Source organism: Bartonella sp. ML70XJBT.G (assembly GCF_028618575.1).
In the GTDB taxonomy this organism is placed as follows: Bacteria; Pseudomonadota; Alphaproteobacteria; order Rhizobiales; family Rhizobiaceae; genus Bartonella.
Genome location: NZ_JAQITA010000013.1, coordinates 34,868 through 52,272, shown reverse-complemented (window position 1 = coordinate 52,272; position 17,405 = coordinate 34,868). Strand labels below are relative to the sequence as shown.

Annotated in this window: 10 protein-coding genes and 2 pseudogenes; 1 reads left to right on the top strand and 11 read right to left on the bottom strand. The window is 43.1% G+C overall.

All coding sequences use genetic code 11. The features are described from left to right. Positions 1 to 216: 216 nt before the first annotated feature. From PVV64_RS07160 to PVV64_RS07110, 11 genes and pseudogenes are all read right to left on the bottom strand, one after another. Entirely contained in the window at positions 217 to 1,680 is a 1,464-nt protein-coding gene (locus tag PVV64_RS07160; protein WP_273760413.1) for a hypothetical protein, read from the bottom strand. A 211-nt stretch (positions 1,681 to 1,891) separates the two neighbouring features. Further along, on the bottom strand, positions 1,892 to 2,587 hold the full coding sequence (locus PVV64_RS07155; protein WP_273760439.1) for a hypothetical protein: 696 nt from the start codon (positions 2,585 to 2,587) through the stop codon (positions 1,892 to 1,894). Between the two features lie 339 nt (positions 2,588 to 2,926). After that, positions 2,927 to 4,045 carry a N4-gp56 family major capsid protein gene (locus tag PVV64_RS07150; RefSeq protein WP_273760412.1) on the bottom strand — a complete coding sequence of 373 codons (1,119 nt, stop codon included), beginning with the start codon at positions 4,043 to 4,045 and terminating at the stop codon, positions 2,927 to 2,929. 233 nt (positions 4,046 to 4,278) lie between these two features. Beyond that, positions 4,279 to 5,076, bottom strand: coding sequence for a hypothetical protein (locus PVV64_RS07145; RefSeq protein ID WP_273760411.1), 798 nt, complete (start codon positions 5,074 to 5,076; stop codon positions 4,279 to 4,281). 389 nt (positions 5,077 to 5,465) lie between these two features. Beyond that, positions 5,466 to 7,358 (bottom strand): portal protein, encoded by a 1,893-nt coding sequence (locus tag PVV64_RS07140; RefSeq protein WP_273760410.1) that lies wholly within the window; start codon positions 7,356 to 7,358, stop codon positions 5,466 to 5,468. Further along, positions 7,358 to 8,683: a PBSX family phage terminase large subunit gene (locus PVV64_RS07135; protein ID WP_273760409.1), complete on the bottom strand. Its 1,326-nt coding sequence runs from the start codon at positions 8,681 to 8,683 to the stop codon at positions 7,358 to 7,360. Before PVV64_RS07135 ends, PVV64_RS07140 begins: the two co-directional genes overlap by 1 nt. A 309-nt stretch (positions 8,684 to 8,992) precedes the next feature. Next, a pseudogene (locus PVV64_RS07130) lies at positions 8,993 to 9,295 on the bottom strand (hypothetical protein); the annotation flags it as partial. Between the two features lie 319 nt (positions 9,296 to 9,614). After that, positions 9,615 to 9,944 carry a hypothetical protein gene (locus PVV64_RS07125; RefSeq protein ID WP_273760408.1) on the bottom strand — a complete coding sequence of 110 codons (330 nt, stop codon included), beginning with the start codon at positions 9,942 to 9,944 and terminating at the stop codon, positions 9,615 to 9,617. A 1,018-nt stretch (positions 9,945 to 10,962) separates the two neighbouring features. After that, positions 10,963 to 11,371 (bottom strand): annotated as a pseudogene (locus PVV64_RS07120) (helix-turn-helix domain-containing protein). Positions 11,372 to 11,852: 481 nt separating this feature from the next. Beyond that, on the bottom strand, positions 11,853 to 14,432 hold the full coding sequence (clpB, locus tag PVV64_RS07115; RefSeq protein WP_273760407.1) for an ATP-dependent chaperone ClpB: 2,580 nt from the start codon (positions 14,430 to 14,432) through the stop codon (positions 11,853 to 11,855). A gap of 47 nt (positions 14,433 to 14,479) precedes the next feature. After that, on the bottom strand, positions 14,480 to 14,719 hold the full coding sequence (locus PVV64_RS07110) for a hypothetical protein (protein ID WP_273760406.1): 240 nt from the start codon (positions 14,717 to 14,719) through the stop codon (positions 14,480 to 14,482). Between the two features lie 883 nt (positions 14,720 to 15,602). Between PVV64_RS07110 and PVV64_RS07105 the strand changes: the two genes are divergently transcribed. Next, complete coding sequence (locus PVV64_RS07105; protein ID WP_273760405.1) at positions 15,603 to 16,631, top strand: DUF3472 domain-containing protein; 1,029 nt, start codon at positions 15,603 to 15,605, stop codon at positions 16,629 to 16,631. Positions 16,632 to 17,405: the final 774 nt, after the last annotated feature.

Here is a 17,405-nt window from a genome sequence, read left to right as displayed (position 1 = left end):
TAACTCCTTTATTAAAAGGCACGCTTACCGCGTAGCTCTTTCATTAAAAGGCACGCCTACCGCGTAACTCTTTCATTAAAACGCACGCTTACCGCGTAGCTCTTTCATTAAGAGGCACGCTTACCGCGTAACTCCTTTATTAATAGGCACGCTTACCGCGTAGCTCTTTGATTAAGAGGCACGCTTACCGCGTAACTCCTTTATTAAGAGGCACGCTTACCGCGTGCCGGCCGCCTTCAATTCCACATCAAATCCGGTCACATGAGACCAATTCACACCCTCAGGGATGCGCAATTTAAAGCGATAAAACCGAGCCCTTGCGCGAGCATGAATTTGCCCCGTATGATGAGAAGGTTGTCTTTCTGGCAACCACACTATTTCCTCCTCAAGAGATTGACGAAAGCGCATCCCCACAGACAAATAAAACTCTCCACTATTCACTTGAGGCATAATATTTTTTACGCGTGTTATCACGCCATTTGTCTGTCCCATTTCTTGTGATATCACCATACAAGCCATGGGGGGACCAGAAAACGAACCAAGTCTCCCTTCACGATCAAATGCCCCAAGAATAGGAGATTCATTTTTCCACGCCTTACTATCGAGTGAAAAAGGCAGATCATCAATGCTCTTCGTCACTTGATCGAGACCTTCTAAAGTGACTCCGGCAAAAAAAATGGGCAAAATCATTTTGCTATCCACGGCAGCTTTTGTCCATTTTTGCAATCCCCAATCATAAATGAGCAAAATGCGTTTGTGGGTGCTTTCATCGCTATCCATCATCCAATAAACGCGATTATAGACTCCATCAATAGCAGCAGACAGAGTATACAGATTGTTCTTCCTCGATTTTGCCGTCATGGTTCGGTCGACTTTTTCAAAGCCAATGGGTATAATTTGCCCCTCATTGGTAATCTGATAAAACCCACCCTCATCAGCAAAGAAGGCAAGATCGCCTCGACAAACGATAGATTCAGGGTTTTTTGCCCCGCGTTTATCGTGGATTTTTTGAAAACTAAAAATAATTTTAGAGCCAGGGATAAAAGAGCCGGCATAGATAGCAGAACGCATAAAGATGATTGGATTTGTTGTTTCGGTTGCCCCTTGCACGAAACCACCATCGGGAAAATCTTGATAATCGCAGCTTTTTTTCCCCACAGTCCAAAATTCGGCATCGTTCAATCCAGACCAATGAACGCGTCTTGGATATTCGGTTAATTTCATCAGACAAACAAAATCTCCCCACACCCGCACAATTCCCGCTTGTGGTGGATTTCCGCCTAAATCTCTAAATCTTTTATCATGATTAATGTCGATAACTTGAGGCTTATCATTGGCATTAACAGCAATCACATAATCGCCAAACAAAGCGAATGACCATGGAGCATCAAGATTGGCAAGATAAGATTTTCCATTTTGACTAATATCTTTCCACCGCTTTGTCGTATTGTCGAGCAGATAAATTTTTTGACTTGTCCCGACAAAAATAGACACACCATTTTTTGTTTTCACAGCCAAAGTGCCTAAAATTGGCTCAGGACAAGGCTCTGACAATGGCTGAAAGCTTGGCATAGGAATATAAGAACCATCGGCCGGCAACACATTAATGAGTTCATCGGTAAACAATCCATTAATGTCAGCAACATCAGGCCGATAATCAGCAATTGGAAAAAAAGCCATTGAAAACCCCATTGGAAGAATATTTGCAAAACCTTATGGCAATATTTGAAAGCGTAAAGGCTTATTTAAACCACCAGAGCCTAGAGTAGACTCTGTAACAAAAGCGTGAACTCACTCTCCCCCCACCAGCACTAACCACTAGCATCAGCCGCCAGCACCAACCGCTAGCACCAGCCACCAGCGCCAATCATCAATAAAAGAAAAAAGTTCTTTAAAACCTCATGGGCAAAATATTTGTAGAATTTTTCCGGCGTGATGTTTCAAGCCGCAAAGCTTGCAGCTGTTCTTGAAAATCACGAAAAGCAGCAGCGGCATATTCAGGGTCCTTGAGAATATTTTTACAAAGCTCGTATTTTGCCCGTGCTTTAATGAGGTCAAAAGCATGAATGAACCAAGGATTATCTCCCTCTCTCAACTGTTCGTCTCGCACACGAGCACAAGCAGAAACAACACAGACACTTTCAACCTGCTTGGGTGTTGGAAACAAGCCTATTTTCTGATCACAGTAAGTATAAAAGAGAGGTTCTCCTTGTAGAGGTTGTGATCCATATTGTTTGTGCAATGCCTCAACCGATTTAAAAAGCAAAGGTGTTTGTGTTGCATGATGTGTTCCTAAAAGGACAGACTCCACAACCTTTTCTGATTCAAGAAAAACTCCCTCTTCTTGGCCATACCACGTTTTTCCAGATTGTGTTTTAAAGATCAGCTGTTTTTTTTCATTAAAGAACAAAGGTTCCCGTTCACACAAGCGCAAAGCGGTAAGAATGGAATCTTGAATTTGCGTAGAATATTCCGCTGTTGTATCATCAATTTCATCTTGAATAAGCGCAACCATAGAGGCAAAAGTCTGAGAATGCTCTGAAGATGTAAGATTGAGATGGTTTAAAGTAATGGATGAAATGGTCATGGACAATGATAATCCTTTTGCGTGTGAAACACTTTGGCTATCTCTCCCGCAAAAATATATCCTATTGAGAGAAAGAATTTGCCAACTTTCAAACAGCTCTTAAAGCAAATATTCCAGAATAGTGAACAGCTATAGAGGACTTCTGCAAGCTTTATTTCTTCTAGAACTTTGGCTTTCTAACAGCATATTTTGTCGAGAAAAAGTCTTTAATCAGTACTCAAAGCAGGCAACGATTGGCATCTATGATCATACCACAATTCTTGACACCTGCTGATTGACGAAGAAAGCCAATGTCCCCCTTCCCAACAGAACATTCTGTTGAGAAGAAGCATAACACCTTTAAGCAGGTGCTCCATAAGTTGGGATCACGATAGTCGCAAAATCTTGTGCACCTTGTGAACTTCCAGGTAAAGTGAAGCAAGTTTTTTTCATACCAATGATGGTTTTTGCTGCGACACCGAATTCGCGTTCATAGTCGAACAGTTCTTCCACCAATTTATAGCGTGTAGCACCACGGTCTTTTCCAAAAGCGATGACGGCACTTTGTGCACCGAGCAGCACAGCACGGCGCACATTTGGCACTGCTTTGTTTGTTGAACCGGACTCAACGCCTTCAGTAACATGTTCCGCCTCACGTAAAATAACACCATTATACATGCCAAGAGAACCATCATAGAGTGGGTTTTTAAGACGGCTTCCACTATAGATTGCTTTGGTAATGTCGAGCCATTGTCCAGCATCTGTATTGGTGCGCAATTGTGTAACTTGGGTTGGATGGAGATAGAGCACATAGACATTTTCACCATCAATGCGCACAGGTCTAATTTTTGGATTAGCAAGCTTAGCGCGTTCCACGGCTTTATCGACCAGATCAAGATCAAAAGTATCACTGTCTTTTAAGTCTTCGTCTTTTGTTTTTCCATGAGGGCGCACAACGCGTTTATCGGTTGGCGCGGTTGGTGCATTAAAGCCATAATGAACAGGTTTAAGAGTAATGGTGCGTCCTTCAAAGTTAATGGCTTTTGCAGTATAGCCGCATACTTGAATAAAGAACATCAAACTCAAGCGATCCGCATACCAATCGACCAAGCCATTTTTGGCTTCGGTGCGTAAATCGTGCAAGATACGTTGCTGATCAATAGTGCCTTCATTTTTAACACGCACCGCATGAACAAGTTCATTAATAGCCAAGCGATCACTGAGAAATTGCAGTGCTTCTTCATTTCCCTCAAGGGACTCTCCTTCACTCACCCCATCGCCAAGCAACTGAACGCGCAAATTAAAGCTAATGGCATCACCACTTGCTTTGGTAGTTTCATCCTTTAATTGCACGATACTATTTGAATCATTACCGATCAATGGTGCAATAGGAATTGCTTTTGAAACTTCTTGGTTTAACAGTTTAGACCATGTGCGCACTGCCATTGGGTCATTGATTCCGATATAAGTTACAGTCATGTTATCCTCTAAAAGTTGATTGATATAAAAAAACCGGCAAAGCACCGGCTATTGAATTCCACATGTCTCATTTTCAGATGGTGGATCCGTTATTGGGTATTTTGTCTAATTTGATTGATTATCCTCCCCCTTTGAGAAACATCACATTCTCACTCCGAAAATTCCTCCACAGCACCAGCACCAATACCCCAAGCCCTCTACATAGCGACTTTCAGAATTCCTCCATGGAGCTATTAAGATTCTCGCCCGCCCATGAGACGGTTAAAAGCCGCTTTGTTTTTAGGATCAGCAACCCAATGGCTAAATTCTGCTTCCGACATTTTATCGAGCATCTCCAAAGAAATCGGTCCATTGGGCGTCATACCGTTATAGGCCGCCAATGTGCGTGCAGAATTTTGTCTTTCCTGCAAATTTTCACCAATGTTATTGGAAGTATTGGTGTAGCCAATTTTTTGCGCAATCGAGTAGATCACCTCAGCGGGATTTTGATTTTTTTTTGCACAATCACGCAAGATTTGTTTTAATTCATTACCAATCAATGCATCCACAACATTTGGATCTGCCATTTCCGGATAGAGTGAAGAGAAAGCAGCCAATTGTTTCGCGCGGATATCATAAATAAAATCGGCCGCTTGATCAAAATCCTGATGCTTTTGTTTAGCACGCACAACGGACTGCTGGTAAAAAGCATGCAACTGTTCTGCTTCATGGTTCATAGAAGGGGCTTGTTCAGAGGTCAACGCCCCTTGTTTATAGAGTGTTTTTCCCAACCATTGTATATAACCCATAAAATCTTTTTGCGGATCTGGCGGTGAATCAATTTCTGCTCCCCCTTGACCATCTTGCGAGCATGGAGTTGGTTGCATGGATAGCTGTTGTAGATATCCATCTTGATGTGCGTGGGAATTTTCTTCTAAGGCTTTTGTTTTTTCTCCAGCATCAATTTCACAGTTTTCCTGCTGCAGAACTCCTGAAAAAGAACCCTGTTTTAATTGGTTTTGTTCTGCTGGTGTTAAATGTTCTTGATCCATAGTGTTAGCCTTCTTTATTGACAATAAGATGATATTTTTTCAAATGAAGCAGTTTACCTTTGTGCATTCGCCTCTTGCAAAAGAGTGCCCACCAGCTGCTCCACTCCAGCATGCCCCCCTGAAGTTGTTTCCAGCTTTACCAGCATGAGCCTTCTCTCTTTGCACCGCGCGTGTTAAGAACTCCACGAGCCTCACCGCGAAACTCCTCAGCACTGCAAAGCTGTCCTCCACCCCCTCACACAATGGAGCATTTTGCCCCTGCAAGTTCTGCTCTTGCACCTTGTGTGCAACTTCGTAAACTTATACTCTGCAGACAATTTTATAGAGAAACCGATACGAGCGAAGGAGAAGTGCATAAAACAACCGCCTCTCTTAAAACATGGGGTGGTTTAGCCTTGCGCATTTGCCTTTTGCAAAAGAGCTTGCACCAGCTGCTCTATCTGTGCATTAAGTACTCCACGCGTCCCCCCACTCAGTTCTCCAGCATCACTAAAGTGCCCTCCAGCACTGTGAGGAGCATTTTGCCCTTCCAAGCTTTGTGCTTGCACATTGTGTGCAACTTCGTTTGCTTGTGCTCTGCAGGCAATTTTATGGATAAGTGATGCGGGCAAAGGAGAATAGCGTAAAAGATCGAGCATAATCTCTGGTGTTATGAAACTTTGCATCAAAGGCAACAATTGCATAATAATGGCAAATGTCCGCTCTTTTTCATTAAGGCTTGTTGGCGCATCATCAACGACAATATCATATTCCAAACTGGTGATCATTTCACGTGTGAGCGGGACATACTGAGCGTTTTCCTCTCCAGCAATACGTACCAATCGCCCATCGGAAAGATAATTTTGAATAAGATAGAGAATAATTTTCCCCTGTCGTTGCCGATATCTTCGCAAAGCATCAAAGAAGGAAGCCAACAGATTGAGTGATGATTGGCGGCGTTGTTCCTCTAAGATTCCTGGTTGGTTTACCGCCCGTGTACCAACAAATTCAGAAGACAGACCAGTGACTTGTTCGATCGCACTTTTTGCTTCATTAAACAATTGAAAGAAACCTTGCGGAAATTGTGCAACGGGTTTAGGCTGGATTCTTCCCCCCGAAACAGCCCCACTTTTCAGCCAAGTGATGCTATCGGCTCTTGCCCAACTCTCTGTGGCTTGACGATCATCATCAAAAGCGTCGCGTTCGGCCATAATCCCGCCTTTTGATTGACTATTGAGCAAATGCATCACTTGACTAAAATATTTATTTGCCCAGCGTTGTGGATCTTTTGTTGGTTTGACAATCCCGTAAAAATGCCGGCTTAATTTGTCAAAACTACCGGTAATACACTCCCAACCCAATTGACCAGCTGGCACCAAGGGTTTATCTGGTGCTTCGAGCAATTTTCGCCCCAAAAAAGCACGTTTGACAATTTTTCTTGTTAATCTTGTTGCTTGAATTTGCGGAAATTCTTTACGTAAATTTTGGAAATCCTGTTCTGAATAATCGACAAATTTGCCGCTTAAAGGATCAAGGACTTTATAAACAACCTCACGCTCGAACCAGCGGCATTCAGCCAATGTAACCATTTTAGGGCGTTGATACCCCTCCTCCACATCACCACGATAGCTTTGCCCATCATCCGCACTAGTTTGGTGCATAAATGTCTGATGTTTGACCCAATCGGCATGAAGATCACTCCAATGGACATGAGGAAACATTTCTCTTGCCACCTCCAGAGGTTTTTCATCAATATACCATAGGCGCTGTGCATCAATGAGATTAGGTTTTACAGCACTTGCATCCCATATCATTTTCATAGGATCGAGTCGTGCAATGACGGGTTTTCCTTGCGGATCTTGTTCATAATCGAGTCTGGTATCGGTCCAACCCATTCCGCAAATAATGGCATCTTGAAAAGCATCGGAATCCTCGTACTCTCCATCAGCCTCATCCCGAAACCATTCGGCTGCACCGGTGAGGATTTGGTTAGCAAAAGCCGCCCCCTCTTGACGAGGAATAAATTGCACTTGGCGTTTATTGTTGCGCTCAGTACCAATCACGGCATTGATCAGCGGGGCAATGCGGTTAAAGGTCATAACCGGTCTATTTTGTTCGCGCAACACGGCAAGATCTTGCTCATTCCATTGGCGCCCAGTATAAAAATCGTAGTCTTCTTGGGCATTTTTTCGCCATTGCTCGACATGGCCAATATCATCGTGATACCAGCCCACGAGTTTTTTAAACAGCGCTTGATTTTCGAGGGTTTCGAGTGGATCAAAAGAATCTGTAGAAATATTCATTAGAAAGCCATCCATGAAGTTTGAGAATGGTGAGAAAAGCGATAAGCACTTTTTTTCGCTCGTATATTGGGCTGTTCATAAGCCACACACATCAGTCCAAAAGCATCAGCACCATGGCTTGCCCAATCATGTTCAGCGCCCAGCCCGATATTGCGTTGTTCATCACGCTTTTCGTGATACCAAGCGAGTGCTCTTCGCCCCGCATGGGTTGTCTCTTCGTTAAACCATATGGCAGGAAATAATCGGCGCACCGCTTCGATACGCATTTTCACCGCCCCAACACCTTGATTGGGAATGATCTTTGTTTGAAAACCAGCTTGTTGGAGAGCACTTTCAAAACTGACATTATAAACGCGGTCTTTGGTTGCTCCATCATGGGGCAAGACCATCAACGCTTTCTCATATCCGCGTTGAAAGACCCATCCCACATGCTCCGAGAGAGGCTGTCCTTGTGCTTCATAATAATCGAGCACGCGAATTTCTCGTCCCACGAATTGTGCGACCCACAAAGCGGTCGCATCAGCCTTTGCCCCCGTTCCACCGATATCCCAAAAGATTCTAATCTGCATAAGCGGATCACGAGGAACCGTGGTAATGCGCCCCTCACGTGAAGCCTCAAGCAACGCTTTTTGATAATAAGCGCCCTCAACAGTTTGGAGATATTCGCCCTCCCAAATATGGTTATATTGTTCGGGTCGTTGTTGTAAATCCGCCTTGCGATCTCTATTCAGTTTTTCAGGAAATTGCGGATTATCCCGCCAATTAATTTCAACCCCTTTGATATTGGGATCATTGACATTTCGGAAACGTTTTTCCACGGGAGCATTTTCACGGCACGGGTTCCAAGTCACCCACAATTCAGCATTCCAATCGTCTCCTTCTTCACGCAGAGTTGGAATAAGCGTTTGCCAAGCCGCCTCAGTCACGGGTTCCGCCTCATCCACCCAACAGAGAAAAACACGCCCCATGGATTTAATACTTGCGATATTGCGATCAAGCCCAGCAAACACATAAACGATCCGGCCATCTTTTGACTTAATATATTTATCACCGATTTCATAATAATCTTGTAGAAAAGGATAAGACTCGATGGCACGTTTAATTTCCTCTAAGGAACTTTCATTGAGCGAATTTTGAAATTGTCGTGCACAAAGAATAATCCCCCGCTCTCCTGCCTTTCCATGGCGATATCCAACCACCGCGGACATCAAAGCAAAAGAACGTGTTTTTCCAGAGCCCCGTCCTCCCCAAGCAGCACGCACATCGGCTTTTCCAGTAAAGACCGGAATAAGCTTTGGAATAAGAGCAATTTGCGCCGTTGTCATTCACCCTCAAGCACACTCATCTTGAAAAAAAACACACCAAAGAACTACACGACCAAGGCTTCAAAACACCTTCAAGCATCACGCACACACCCTCATGCATCGAAGCATTGAGCGCCCTGCCCCCAGACACCGCATCCTTTCACCCACCGACACAATCTTAAGTATGTGAAAAGATCTTCCCTCCTGCTTCGTCCCGTAATGCACCCACAAGAGGCACAATCATGAAACACTGTATCATTAGGTATCGCTTCAACATGTTAATTGCTATGAAACTGCCAACCCCATTCAAGCATCAAGGTGCTTAACCTCTTATGTGACGCTCACCCCATCTTTTGCATCCACCGGCACAATCTTGGGTACGTGAAATGGTCTTGACATTGCCTCCCGCATCTCCCGTCACTTGCAACGGCAATACTTTAGCCAGCAACGAAAAAAAAGACACAGGATTATTCAAGGCATGATATTGGAGATAAGACACCAAGCCATCCTCACCATAGTGATATCCAGCTTGCTCAGCGGCGGTAAGAAGGGCTTCATGAAAGCGCCTTGTTGTTTTATTCAAAGCACCCTTTTTCGCCCTCTACGGCGTAAAGGAAGACGAGATTCAGCAGCACAGTTTAGCCAGTAGTGGAAATAACCCCAAAGGGCACAATTGGCTTACACAACAATAAACCCATCAACAATTTCAGTTGCGCAAATGTCCTACCCCCCTAAACTCCCTAAACTCCCTAAACCCTTTGTATCTCCCTCCAGCATTCTCATGCCAAAATTTCATCTCATCATGCTCTCCATGGTCCCCAAACATATGCCCACCAAGAACACAATCGCCAGACACCCCATCAGCCAAGACCATAGCTCTCTAAGACCACACGCCCCAAAGGACCACACGCCCAAGGCTTCAAAACACCTTCAAAAATTACGCCACACACCCTTAAACATCGGAATGCTTAGTCTCCTTCTCCCCAGACACCGCATCCTTTGCCCTTACAGGAACGATCTCAACGCGTGAAATGGTCTTGACAGTGCCTCCCGCATCTCCCGTCACTTGCAGTGGTAACACTTTAGCCAGCAACGAAAAAAAAGGCACAGGATTATTCAAGGCATGATATTGGAGATAAGACACCAAGCCATCCTCACCATAGTGATATCCAGCTTGCTCAGCGGCGGTAAGAAGGGCTTCATTAAAACGCCTTGTTGTTTTATTCAAAGCACCCTTTTTCCGCCCTCTTCGACGTAAAGGAAGGTAACGTTCATCTGCCATCATCATATTCCTGCATAGAAAGAAAAGCGTATCCAACGACATAAAAACCAGCGACAAAATTTTGACAACACCCCATCATTTTTCAATCAAAACTCAAAACCAACCCGCTAATTGAGACAATTTTTGTCTGACAACAGATTGTTGCTCATCCTTTGCTGAACACGTGAGTAAAAGTTTTTCTGCCGTTCATGCATAGTTCTCTCCCTCTCATCGTAGTAACGCTCTTTATTCTCTAAAAAACAAGCAACTTTTCCCCATATGCTTTCAAGAAAACGGATACAGGAAAACAGCAAAAAAAGAGAAAAAAGAACGCTAGAAGGAAAGACATTGAGAAGAACGAGAGAATTCTCCCATAAAAGACCGAAAAACGGACACTCATCCCCCCATCTCTTAGCTGAAAGCACCCAGCACAGCACCTCAGCAAAGGATGAGCAAAAATATGCCATCATACAAAAATTGCTTATCCCCCTTTTTGAGAAAAAGGCCACCCCTCAAAATCTCTTTGATAGACCATACAAAGACTGATAACAGCCCGAACGGACAATCCCCTAGGTCTCTGATAATCTTATAAAATTCAAGATATGAAATGAAGAGCCGCTTACAACAGCAAACCTGTCATGAGAAACGATAAAAAAAGGAAAGGATCTGCAAGATTACAGACTCTAGAAAGCTTTATAAAGGCAAAACCACTCGGCAAAACCACTCGGCAAAACCACTCGGCAAAACCGAAACCACAGGCTTAACTCACGAAACACCCACGCACGACGATGAAATCCCTTCCCCCTGTCCTTCACCCACCTTACAAAAGCGCACAATTCCGATTGTATCATTATGATACCGATTCAGATTCACCTTGTCAAGTTTTTTATATTTTCACCGCTTTTTATCTGTCTTTTTCTTTCTCTCAGAGAGAGACCTGCCATAAGCGCACTCTGCCCACAAGCACCCCTCTTTCAAACCTTTTCCCTCTAAAGCCACCTCTCCTTATGCACTACCCCTTTGTGCTAATAATCGACATTTATTGGCAAATTTCAAGCGAGTGAGAAATCAACAACAGAATTGCTTTTTGTTTTTTAGGTTTGAATTCTCTAAAACTTTTTAAAAGTCAAAATTCTGTTTTGCTCAATATTTCTCTATTATGATGATGCGCAATATCTTCTTTTGTAGGAAGATCAGCATAAAAAAGTAATAGGAACTCTTAATATGTCGGCGATTTCCTGTAAACGTCCTACTCCTAGACGATTTAGTCCTTTTTCGTATTTCTGAATGTGTTGGGAACTTACTCCTAAAAGCTGCCCTAATTATTTTTGAGAAATTTTCATCATTTTTCGCCTAACGCGAATTTTTTTGCCTACAGAAATGTCATAAAAATGTGGATTTTGAGCTGGCACTTTAAAGCCCTCGACCGGTTGCGAGCGCCCTCGCATTAGTATTCCGGGAGTAATAAAGTACTGAGTTCGAGTCAGCTTTTTGCTTTTAGTACTAAAAAGTACTTGGACATAACAAAAACTCCCGGAACTCTGGGTGACGATAATTTTTACTCTCGAATTTAGGGCTTTATTTCCCCATTGATCGCTGCGTAGACGATCAAAAATGCCTTCAAAGTAATAAAGTAATTTCAAAAGATTGGCAATAAGAATAGTTTGTTACTTACAAACTTTGTTTTTTAATGAGAGGTTTTTCACCTCTCAAACTCTCCGGAACGCTCACCAAAATCATGACATCAGACCCGCGTTTTTCGAAGAGTCTAACAAGCCTTAGGTTTTAGGGTCAAGGCAACCCTCTCAAGCCACTTCCCTCATAAGCGCCTTCTCCCTTATGAACATTCCCCCTTAGGAATAAATTCTCGCTCCTACAAGCAGATTCCTTCTCATGAGAATTTTGCTCCTTGTTAAGGAGAAGATATTTTTAATTTCCAGGCAAAAAGACCAAATGATCGCCCTCTTTTGCAATAGTCACCGTCATCTCATCGTGAATTTTTCCAAAGAGGATATTTTCTGCGAGTGGATCTTGAATTTCTTTTTGAATAATACGTTTGAGAGGACGTGCTCCATAGAGCGGATCATATCCTTTATTGGCGAGAAATTCACGCACCTCTGGTTCAATTTGCAAAGTGATTTTGCGTTCATTGAGCAAATTTTGCAAATGTTGTATCTGAATATCAACGATAGCTTCCATATCGGTTCGTTGTAATCGCTGAAAGAGAATGATCTCATCAATACGGTTAAGAAATTCGGGGCGGAAGGCTGCTTTTACGACATTCATGACATCATCTTTTGCCTGATCGGTAGTCTGTCCTTCCGGCAAGGCGGTTAAAAATTCCGCGCCAAGATTTGAAGTCATAATCAGCAAGGTGTTGCGAAAATCGACGGTACGCCCTTGGCTATCGGTCAAACGTCCCTCATCAAGCACTTGTAGCAAGAGATTAAAAATATCAGGATGGGCTTTTTCAATTTCATCGAACAAAATGACCTGATAAGGTCTTCTACGCACCGCTTCGGTCAGCACTCCTCCTTCTTCATATCCGACATATCCAGGAGGTGCGCCAATTAAGCGTGCACCGGCATGCTTTTCCATATATTCCGACATATCGATACGCAGCATGGCATTTTGATCTTGAAAGAGAAAAGCGGCAAGTGCTTTAGTTAATTCGGTTTTCCCCACACCGGTAGGACCAAGAAACATGAAAGAACCGAGTGGACGATTGGGGTCTTGCAAGCCGGCACGAGCGCGGCGTACAGCGCGAGAAACGGCTTGCACGGCTTCCCCTTGCCCAATCACACGTTTGCTCATTTCATCTTCCATACGCAAGAGCGTTTCTCGTTCTGCCTCAAGCATACGATCCATAGGGATTCCAGTCCAGCGAGAAACAATCCGTGCCACATGTTCAGCGGTCACAGTTTCTTCAACGAGATGATTTTGTTGATCATCATTTTCCGCGATACTCAATTGCTTTTCGAGCTGTGGAATGACACTATAAGCGAGTTCACCGGCTTTTTGGAATTGCCCATCGCGCTGCGCTATAGCCAAAGCATTTCGGGCTTCTTCCAATTGTTTTTTCAAATCAGCAGCATGACCTAATTTTTGTTTCTCCGCCTGCCAAGCGGTTGTCATTTCTGCAGATTTTTGTTCCAATGTTTTAAGTTCGTCTTCCACGGTTTTCAGACGCTCTTTAGCTGTTGGCTCGACATCGGTTTTCAAAGCTTCGCGTTCGATTTTCAACTGCAAAATACGCCGATCCAAAGCATCGAGTTCTTCAGGTTTTGAATCAACCTGCATACGCAAGCGTGCCGCCGCCTCATCAATGAGATCAATGGCTTTATCAGGCAAGAAACGATCGGCAATATAGCGGTTAGAAAGTTTTGCCGCCGCGATAAGAGCACTGTCAGCCAAACGCACTTTGTGATGTTGTTCATATTTTTCTTTAATGCCGCGCAGAATAGAGATTGTATCCTCCAAAGTTGGTTCAGGCACAAAGACAGGCTGGAATCGTCTTGCAAGAGCAGCATCTTTTTCGACATATTTGCGATATTCATCGAGGGTTGTTGCGCCCACACAATGGAGTTCTCCGCGCGCCAGAGCGGGTTTAAGCAAGTTGGAAGCATCCATAGGACCATCAGATTTTCCAGCCCCAACCAAGTTATGTAATTCATCAATAAAGAGAATGATTTGCCCATTTTCAGCTTGCACCTCAGCCAATACGGCTTTAAGACGCTCTTCAAATTCACCGCGATATTTTGCCCCCGCGATAAGCGCTCCCATATCGAGTGCATAGAGCTGTTTATCACGCAAAGTTTCAGGCACGTCCCCATTGACAATACGAAGAGCCAACCCTTCAACGATTGCGGTTTTCCCCACACCAGGTTCACCGATCAGCACGGGATTATTTTTGGTACGCCTTGAGAGCACCTGCACTGTACGGCGAATTTCTTCCTCACGACCAATAACGGGGTCGAGTTTTCCCTCGCGCGCATCCTTAGTGAGATCGCGTGCATATTTTTGCAAAGCATCATATTGGCTCTCAGCATGGGGACTTGTCGCCGTTTTTCCCTTACGCAGTGCCTCAATCGCATGATTGAGTGCTTGGGGTGTCAACCCTGCTTTTGTAAGAATATCTGCTGTTTTTGCGGATTTTTCCATGATAAGCGCTTGCAACACGCGCTCGACGGTGACAAATTGATCACCAGCTTTCTTGGCGAGATCCTCCGCTAAAGTAAAAACTTTTGCCAAGGGCTGAGCGAGATAGAGTTGCCCATTTCCACCTTGTACTTTTGGCAACGCATTGAGAGCGTTTGTGAGCTCCTTATGAATAACAGTAAGATCTCCGCCTGCTTTTTGGATAAGAGATGCAGCCAATCCTTGAGCATCCTCCAACAAGACTTTGAGCAGATGTTCAGGCATAAACTGTTGATGATCAGAAGAGAGAGCGTTATTTTGTGCTGATTGTAAAAAGCCTTGTAATCGTTCGCTATATTTTTCTAGGTTCATTTTTTTTCCTTTCTTGCACCACCACTCTTTAGCTCCCCAAAGCGCACTCACAAGGAATAGCCAACCCCCACAAAAACTGCGAACGAGGCAGCATGAAGAAGAACCGTCGTGCTAAAAGGAATATGGGTTTTCAAAAGCCCCATAGCAAGAGGGCAATTAAGAGGCATAGTCATTTTTCGTCGAAACCGCAATCTCGCCAGCGCCACCAACACCTCATTGCCAACACTTCTCTCCACCAAACCTCCCCATACAAGCCGCACCACCCCCATCAGCATCCTACTAGCCACCTCACCTTGATACTCCTCATTTTTCGCGCTCTCATCAATCCTTCACCGTATATATGCCTCCCACAAAAGCATGCATAACGCACAAACTCTTCTATTTTACGCTTTCACAGATAGACATTTTTACGCTTTTCAAGATTTACAGAAAGCAGTATCATCATCTCACCAATGTTCCTTCACATCACCCGCATCTCTCCACAGCTCACCACCATCAATCTCCTACCGTCCAAGCTCCCTATCAACTCTCCATCACATCTATGAGTCCTCCCAAAAGTACACACCATTCACGAACCTGCTCTTTCACCACTTTCACAGATAGACATTTTGATGCTTTTACAATTTCACAAAAACCATCATAACCTCCTTCCCTACAACCTCATCTTCGCACCTCGCCACCAACATCTCTCCACCCACACTCTATATCGCCCAAACCTCAGCACCAACACCTTACCTTGATACTCCTAGCTCCTCGCGCTCTCATCAATGCTTCACCGTATATATGCCCCCCACAAAAGCATGCATAATGCACAAACTCTTCTGTTTTACGCTTTCACAGATAGACATTTTTACGCTTTTCAAGATTTACAGAAAGCAGTATCCTAACTTTCTTTCCAACGCCCTTTCACATCACCCGCATCTCTCCACAGCTCTCTACCATCAATCTCCTACCGTCCAAGCTCCCCTATCAACACCCCACCATTAAGCCTTGCATGAGAATACTCTAAAGAGAGTTCAAAATACACTTTTTGCTTTAAAAAAAGTAATATTTTACAACACATAATATACATAAAGATCAAAACTATTTATCGTATTGTTTTTTTAAACTATACTGAATATACTTTTATATGTATTTACATTGACTTTATGAAAGCAAAGGATCTGAAATATGTACTGCAACATAAAAAAGATGTTCTTAATATTTTTATTTCTTCTGATAAGCAAACCAAGCTATGCTGTTTTTGCTGGTAAAGTTATTACGATGCAACACACATGGCGACATAATACATTCTTCGATAGCCTGTCTTTTTCTCAGCAAATAACTTACGATGGTGGAGCTGATGCCATCTATTTTTGGGGCAACCAATTTCAGTTCAAAGATGGAAAAAGTGGATATATTGGTTTATTCAACAGAGGCGCCCGCACTGTTCACTTCTCTATCTGGAATGCAACGGGATGGAAGAGTGATAAATGTAAGCATTTTACCCATAAGGACTCTGGAGTACGATGTGAAATTGAATTTCCTTGGAAGCTTGGACGTCGATACAAATTAGATGTTTCCAAGAATGGCAATCTTGTTACAGGCACCATATCGGATCTTATCACTGGGAAAACAACAACGGTCGGTGTCATAGAAGTCCCAAGCAGCTTTGGCAAACTCTATAATTCTTCAAGTTTTGTTGAAGACCATTCTCGTTGGAAAAGACAGCTTTCCTCCTGTTATGTCTTGAGTCCACAAAGTTCAATTTTCTTCAATCCTACAGCCGATAAAAGTGGTACACCATACCAAGCGTTACAAGAAGCCTCTGCACAAGGGATCTGTAAAGATCCTTACGTTGTACAAATAGCGTGTAACCTCAGTTATTGCATGAATAATATCAGCGACCTTGGAGGCTTAGCCTCGCCGGTAACAAAGAACGTCCGCATTAGCAATGGCAAAGATCTGTCTGCACAAACGATTTCGGATGCCTTAAAAAAGGAAGAACTTATCGCCATTCGTTTACGAAATGGTTCGTGGTCACCCAATATCTCTTTACCAGAGGCTCATTTATTTAAATGGAAATCAATTTTTGTAGACCATCAAGCAGCGCTTAGTTCTTCACTCCACATCAATAACAGCACACAAAAAATAACGACAGGGCAAAAAATTATGTATATGTCTGATGGAAAGATCTGGAAAATGATGCAAAAGAATTAATCTTTTCCTTATGAAAAAAGAGAAAATCCTTTATGTTGATTTGAAAATAAATTGGCATGAAGGATTTTATCTCTCCCACTTTTGTTTTTTCACTTTTAGGATTATTTTTCCATATTGATGATTTTATTTTGGATAAAATGATCTTTCACTTTGAAGAGATTTTGTTTTTTAAAAAGACCTCACTTTTCCTCTTCTTTTCAACACGCCTCCCCATACATTCGCATAAACTTCAAACATTCATGAAAGTCCAAGAGCCCGTTTTCTAAGACTCAGATAGCTGTGCTTCCACTGGATCTATAAAACCAAAACCACTCAAAATTATTGCCATATTGTCCAGTCATCACTTCCTCTTAAAGAAAAACCTCACCCCTCACATTCTCCCGCAGACATGAAACATTTGTCCTTACTACAAGCAAAAGAGCAACTCTCTAAGACTGAAATGGCTTGTCCTTCTTTCCAAAGGCTAAATCTTTCAAAACTATTCTCCTCTTGGGAATGACCATAGTATTAAAAAAGACTCTCTCAATGCTCTGTCCTCATATTTTCCAGAAAGCCTCAAACATCCGCCTTATTTCTACATTTCTCATGCAGTTAAACAGATGCTTTTATTCTTTTTCATCACCGACTTTTCGGTGGTGAAGGCAAGATATATGCCTCCAAAAGCCGGCAATTCAGAGCAAGAGCGCATCACCCTGATGAAACAACAAGAGTGTTGAAGAAAAAAACGTGATATGGGACGCACAAAGCAAATAAAGCAGGAGAGATATTTTTATT